Raw genomic sequence first — 1,439 nt, 5'->3', positions numbered from 1 at the left:
GTCGGGCGGCGGCTGGCGAATGCACAGGAGGGCCGCCCATGATCCCCGTCACCGAACGCATCCGCCAGAGCATGGTCAGCCTGCACATGGCTCGCGCCCTTGAGACACTGGATCAGACCCTCAGCCGATTGGAAAAGGGGGAGATCAGCGCGATCGAGGCAATCGACGAGCGCCTGGACGGCAAGGGCGAGCCCGTAACAGGCGAGCGGACGATCAACCCGGACGAGGCCGAGGTCATCCGCCGGGTGTTTGCCGAGTTTGCCGAGGGACGCTCACCCAAGGCCATCGCGCAGCGCCTGAACACGGAGGGGATTACCGGACCCCGGGGCCTTCTGTGGCGCGACACCGCCATCCGAGGACACCGCATCCGGGGCACCGGCTTGCTGAACAACGAACTCTATATCGGCCGCCTGGTCTGGAACCGGCTGCGCTACGTCAAGGACCCGGCCTCGGGTCGCCGCGTGTCGCGGCTGAACCCGCCCGAAGCGCTGATCATCACCGACGTGCCCGCAATACGGATCATCGACCAGGATCTCTGGGACCGGGTCAAGGCACGGCAAGGCGAGATCGACGCCGACCCACGGGTCATGGCCATCAAGGAGACCCGCTTTTGGGAACAGAAGCGCCAAATCCACCTGCTGACCGGGCTCTTGCGTTGCGGCACGTGCGGGGGCGGTTTCACGGCGGTCGGGCGCGACTACGTGGCCTGTTCTGCAGCCCGCAAGCTGGGCACCTGCACACAACGAACGTCGATGCGCCGCGGGGTGCTGGAGAACGCGGCTCTGCAGCTTTTGCAGACCCGGCTGATGCAGCCCGAGGCGGTCGCGCAGTTCATCAAGACGGTGGGTGAAGAGATGAATGCCCGCAACGGCAACGCATCTGCCAACGTCGCCACACTGCAAATGGAACGCGCCGCGATCACCCGCAAGCTGGAGGGTCTCTACGACGCGATCGCGGAGGGCCTGCGGACGGCTGGCCTGAAGGGCAAGCTGGAGGAACTTGAAGCGCGGCTGGCGGAGATCGAGGCTGCTCTGTCGGCCCCTGCCCCCTCGCCTGTGCGGCTGCATCCGAACCTGTCGGAGATGTATCGCCGCAAGGTGGCGGCGCTGGCCGCGACCCTGTCCGATCCCGAGATCCGCACGCCCGCGCTGGAGACCATCCGCGGGCTGATCGAGGTGGTGACGGTGCACGTGCCCCCCGGAGGGCATCAAGCTGGAGCTGGAAGGCGCGCTGTCTGCAATGGTGGGTCTGGCTCAGGGCCGAACAGCAAAAAGCCCGCTGGAAAGCGGGCTGAATGGGAGTTCGGTTGAGGTGGTTGCGGGGATAGGATTTGAACCTATGACCTTCAGGTTATGAGCCTGACGAGCTACCGGGCTGCTCTACCCCGCGCCAAGGATGTCCTGTTGGGGTGTTTATGTCGTTTAGAGAGATGTTGCGTT

The 1,439-nt window shown here is 65.3% G+C and carries 1 protein-coding gene and 1 tRNA gene; one reads left to right on the top strand and one right to left on the bottom strand.

Going from position 1 to position 1,439, the window contains the following annotated elements; genetic code table 11:
- Nucleotides 1-38: 38 nt before the first annotated feature.
- A complete protein-coding gene (locus FA743_RS20125) occupies nt 39-1,310 on the top strand; it encodes a recombinase family protein (RefSeq protein WP_281281802.1) in 1,272 nt (423 codons plus the stop codon).
- 2 nt (nt 1,311-1,312) lie between these two features.
- Here the strand turns inward: FA743_RS20125 and FA743_RS20120 are convergent.
- Nucleotides 1,313-1,389, bottom strand: a tRNA-Met gene (locus tag FA743_RS20120).
- Nucleotides 1,390-1,439 lie beyond the last annotated feature (50 nt).

Origin of the sequence: Paracoccus gahaiensis, assembly GCF_005048225.1 — a bacterium.
GTDB lineage: Bacteria > Pseudomonadota > Alphaproteobacteria > Rhodobacterales > Rhodobacteraceae > Paracoccus > Paracoccus gahaiensis.
Note: the sequence above shows the minus strand (reverse complement) of the source record. Positions and strands in the feature narration are given on the sequence as shown.